Origin of the sequence: Mesorhizobium sp. M5C.F.Ca.IN.020.29.1.1, from assembly GCF_003997375.1 — a bacterium.
In the GTDB taxonomy this organism is placed as follows: Bacteria; Pseudomonadota; Alphaproteobacteria; order Rhizobiales; family Rhizobiaceae; genus Mesorhizobium; species Mesorhizobium wenxiniae.
Genome location: NZ_RZSW01000557.1, coordinates 1 through 4,004, shown reverse-complemented (window position 1 = coordinate 4,004; position 4,004 = coordinate 1). Strand labels below are relative to the sequence as shown.

The following is a 4,004-nucleotide window of genomic DNA, read 5'->3' as shown; positions in this document are numbered from 1 at the left end:
CCACCGCCTCAATCAACGACAAAGCGTGATTGAGATCGCGCATCAGCGCCGAACCGGCATAGCCGCCCGTCACCTTCTTGGCCGGGCAGCCCATGTTGATGTCGATGATGTCGGCGCCCTCGCCCGCCGCGATTCGAGCGCCCTCGGCCATATGCGCCGCCTCATGGCCGGCAAGCTGGACCATGTGCACAGGCAGCCCGGAATGGCGGATGCGAAGGCCACAACCGGCCCTGCCCCTGGCAAGCTCGCCGCTCGCCACCATCTCCGACACGACCAATCCGGCGCCATGCGCATAGGCGCGCTGCCGGAACGGCTCATCGGTTATGCCCGACATCGGCGCGAGAAAAGCGCGATTGCGGATTCTCACATTACCCGCGTCCAGCGGCGAAGCCAATTTGGTGAGGTCAAACATGCACAAAAACCAAGCATCTTTAGTTGCTGCACAATCTCTAGCCAGAATGGCAGCAATGTGCAACGCGCAATGACGTCACATTGAGGCGCATTTGGGAAAAATGCTGGCCTTCGGCCCATAACCGCGCCCTAAGCGGCGTACGTCCTTAGGAAAGGACCCTTTGGCACTTTGCATCTGCGCATGATCTCTTCCGAAAAGCGATTCCACTTTTCGGGATCATGCGCTAAGCGTCTCGGCATGACAGACGCAAGCGAAATGCCAGCTTTGGCTACGGACTCTAGGGTTGCCGTGGTTATCGTCGCCGCCGGCCGCGGCGCGCGCGCCGGTCAGGCCGACGGCCCGAAGCAATACCAGAGGATCGGTGGCCATGCCGTTATCGCGCGCACATTGGATATGTTTTTGGCGCATCCGAGAATCGGTCCTGTCGTCGTCGCAATCCACGCCGACGACAGCGCGCTTTTTCGCAGCGCCGCCGGAGCCAACGCCGATCGAGTCATCACGGTGACCGGTGGCGCGTCCAGGCAGGACTCCGTCCGGCTCGGGCTGCTTGCGCTGAGAGGCCATGCACCGAGCCAGGTTCTGGTCCATGATGCCGTTCGCCCGTTCGTCGACGCCGAATTGATAGACCGTACGATCGCCGCTATCGGCGAGCGCCAGGGAGCGCTGCCTGCCTTACCCGTCGCCGACACGCTGAAACGTGAGTCGGCCGCCGGCATGATCCGCGAGACGGTTTCCAGGAACGGGCTTCATGCCGCCCAGACGCCGCAAGGCTTCCCGTTCTGGCCGATCCTGGCCGCCCACGAAAAGGCCCATCGCTTGGGCAAGGCGGACTTCACCGACGATGCCGCGATTGCCGAATGGGCGCATATTCCGGTGAAAATCGTTCCGGGCTCGCCGGACAATGTCAAGCTCACCTGGGCAAGGGATATTTCGATGGCGGATCAGCGGCTTTCCGGCGAGCGGCTGCGTTTTCCGGACATCCGCACCGGCAATGGCTACGACGTCCATGCCTTCGAGCCCGGTGACCATGTCGTCCTGTGCGGCGTCTCCATCCCGCACGACAAGAAACTGGCCGGCCATTCGGACGCCGATGTCGGCCTGCACGCCTTGACCGACGCGCTGCTCGCCACCTGCGGCGCCGGCGACATCGGCACGCATTTCCCGCCGTCGGATCCGCAGTGGAAAGGCGTGGCCTCGCGGATCTTCGTCGAACATGCGGCAAGACTGGTGCGTGCGCGCGGCGGGCGCATCGCCAATGCCGACATCACGCTGATCTGCGAGGCGCCCCGGGTCGGCCCACATCGCGAAGCAATGACCGAAACCCTTTCGGAAATGCTGGCAATTTCCCGGGACCGTATCTCTATCAAGGCAACAACCAACGAAAAGCTCGGCTTTGTCGGACGCGAGGAAGGCATAGCGGCTATCGCGACCGCCAGCGTCGTGTTTCCGGGGGATGTCCCCGAATGAGCAACAGCGATCTCGCAGATGCCCTGCTTCAGGCCTGCCGACAGCGTGGCATCATGCTGGCGACGGCCGAAAGCTGCACAGGTGGCATGATCATCGCCGCCCTTACCGACATCGCCGGCTCTTCCACGGTGGTCGACCGGGGTTTCATCACCTATTCCAACCAGGCCAAGACTGAGATGCTCGGCGTTTCCGCCGCCACACTTGAGACGCACGGCGCGGTCTCGCGGGAAACCGCAGTCGAGATGGCGGCCGGCGCGTTGGCGCATTCGGGCGCCGGACTCACCCTTGCCGTTACCGGCATTGCCGGTCCGGGCGGCGGCTCGGCGGAAAAGCCCGTCGGCCTGGTCTGGTTCGGTATCGCCTTGACTGGCCGGCCGGTCGTCAGCGAATGTCAGTTGTTCGCCGACAAAGGCCGCGATTTCATCCGCCGGGAGACGGTCAGGCATGCGCTTGAACTGGGCTTGCGCGCACTCGCTGCGGATCAGGCTGCCGGCGTTGCGCCATAGATGACGTCGGCGCGCTTCTCGAACGCCTCGGAAAACATGCGGAAGGCGCGATCGAACATCGCTCCCATCACCGCACCCAGAATACGGCTCTTGAATTCGTAGTCGATGAAGAAGCAGACATTGCAACCGCCGTCGGCCGGCTCGAAACGCCAGGCGTTGCTCAGATATTTGAATGGACCGTCGATGTATTTGACGTCGATGGCCTTCTCGCCAGGTTTTAGCAGCACCTGCGTGGTGAAAGTCTCGCGGATCGCCTTGTAGCCGATGCTCATGTCGGCGACGAGCAGGGTGCGTCCGTCGCGTTCCTTGCGCGAGCGAACCGTCAGCGCCTCGCAAAGCGGCAGGAATTGCGGATAGGATTCGACATCGGCGACCAGAGCGAACATCTGTTCCGGCGTATGCGCAACGCGGCGGTGGGCTTCGAATTGTGGCATGAAACCAGTGTGTTAGGCGGACTTCCTGAGAAACGCTTCCCTTGCCGCGCGCAGCTTGGCGAAATCGTCGCCGGCGTGATGTGACGAACGCGTTAGCGGGCTCGATGCCACCAGCAGGAAGCCCTTGGTCTTGCCGATCGTCTCGAAGGACTTGAATTCCTCCGGCGTGACGAAACGGATCACAGGGTGGTGTTTCTTCGACGGCTGCAGATACTGGCCGATGGTCATGAAGTCGACATTGGCCGAACGCAGATCATCCATCAACTGCAGTATCTCGTTCCGCTCCTCGCCGAGGCCAACCATGATGCCGGATTTGGTGAAGATCGACGGGTCGAGTTCCTTGACCCGCTGCAGGAGCCTAATCGAATGAAAATAGCGGGCGCCGGGCCGGACCGTCAGATAGTTCGACGGTACGGTCTCCAGATTGTGGTTGAACACGTCCGGCTCCGCCGCCACCACGATCTCCAGCGCACCTTCCTTGCGCAGGAAGTCGGGCGTCAGGATTTCGATCGTCGTCGAAGGCGTTGCCGCCCTGATGGCGCGGATGACCTCGGCAAAGTGCTGAGCTCCGCCATCGGCGAGATCGTCGCGGTCGACTGAGGTGATTACGACATGGCTCAGACCCATTTGCTTGACCGCATGGGCGATGCGCGCCGGTTCACCGGGATCGAGCGCTGTCGGAATGCCGGTGGCGACGTTGCAGAAGGCACAGGCGCGCGTGCAGATCTCACCCATGATCATGAAGGTGGCGTGCTTCTTTTCCCAGCACTCACCGATATTGGGGCAACCGGCCTCTTCGCACACCGTCACGAGTCTGTGCGACTTCACGATTTCGCGCGTCTCGGCATAGCCTTTTGACATCGGCGCCTTGACGCGGATCCAGTCGGGCTTGCGCAGCACATCCTGGTCAGGCTTGTGCGCCTTTTCAGGATGCCTCAGGCGCGGCGCATTGGCGATCGTGTCGAGGACGGTGACCATCAGAAATCCAGTTCATTCGCGATTGCCTTCCGGCGGTCGCTTTCACAAGTCATCTAGGACTTTTCGCTGCAAAGAAAAAGGCCGCGGCGGCGCATGCCGCCACAGCCGTTTTCGCATGGCAAGAGTTCAGCAGCTAACGGCGCACCATGCGCCCTACCCAGATCAGCAGGCAGGCGCCGATGAAACCGGTGATCAGATAAGCAATCC

The 4,004-nt window shown here is 62.0% G+C and carries 6 protein-coding genes; 2 read left to right on the top strand and 4 right to left on the bottom strand.

Translation table 11 applies throughout. The features are described 5' to 3' along the window. The coding region (locus EOA85_RS29515) for a tRNA-dihydrouridine synthase (protein WP_164759962.1) at positions 1–412 on the bottom strand (412 nt) is incomplete at its 3' end. A 237-nt stretch (positions 413–649) separates the two neighbouring features. Between EOA85_RS29515 and EOA85_RS29510 the strand changes: the two genes are divergently transcribed. Then, the gene (locus EOA85_RS29510) at positions 650–1,879 is read left to right on the top strand and encodes a bifunctional 2-C-methyl-D-erythritol 4-phosphate cytidylyltransferase/2-C-methyl-D-erythritol 2,4-cyclodiphosphate synthase (RefSeq protein WP_127212104.1); all 1,230 of its coding nucleotides are present in this window, start codon (positions 650–652) and stop codon (positions 1,877–1,879) included. Further along, the gene (locus EOA85_RS29505) at positions 1,876–2,385 is read left to right on the top strand and encodes a CinA family protein (RefSeq protein ID WP_127212103.1); all 510 of its coding nucleotides are present in this window, start codon (positions 1,876–1,878) and stop codon (positions 2,383–2,385) included. The genes EOA85_RS29510 and EOA85_RS29505 overlap by 4 nt, the downstream gene beginning before the upstream one ends. On the opposite strand, the gene EOA85_RS29500 is transcribed toward EOA85_RS29505, so the two are convergent. From EOA85_RS29500 to EOA85_RS39420, 3 genes are all read right to left on the bottom strand, one after another. Continuing rightward, positions 2,361–2,819, bottom strand: a complete 459-nt coding sequence (locus EOA85_RS29500; protein WP_095520613.1) for a type II toxin-antitoxin system RatA family toxin — start codon at positions 2,817–2,819, stop codon at positions 2,361–2,363. The genes EOA85_RS29505 and EOA85_RS29500 overlap by 25 nt on opposite strands. Before the next feature lie 12 nt (positions 2,820–2,831). After that, positions 2,832–3,797, bottom strand: a complete 966-nt coding sequence (gene lipA / locus EOA85_RS29495; RefSeq protein WP_127212102.1) for a lipoyl synthase — start codon at positions 3,795–3,797, stop codon at positions 2,832–2,834. Positions 3,798–3,930: 133 nt separating this feature from the next. Beyond that, positions 3,931–4,004, bottom strand: a 74-nt coding sequence (locus tag EOA85_RS39420) for a GlsB/YeaQ/YmgE family stress response membrane protein (RefSeq protein WP_127212105.1), incomplete at its 5' end; no start/stop codon positions are given.

Excerpts from the sequence above, each read along its gene's own strand:
- EOA85_RS29510 (WP_127212104.1), top strand. The coding sequence starts at position 650 with ATGACAGACGCAAGCGAAATGCCAGCTTTGGCTACGGACTCTAGGGTT.
- EOA85_RS29505 (WP_127212103.1), top strand. The coding sequence starts at position 1,876 with ATGAGCAACAGCGATCTCGCAGATGCCCTGCTTCAGGCCTGCCGACAG.
- EOA85_RS29500 (WP_095520613.1), bottom strand. The coding sequence starts at position 2,819 with ATGCCACAATTCGAAGCCCACCGCCGCGTTGCGCATACGCCGGAACAG.
- lipA (WP_127212102.1), bottom strand. The coding sequence starts at position 3,797 with ATGGTCACCGTCCTCGACACGATCGCCAATGCGCCGCGCCTGAGGCAT.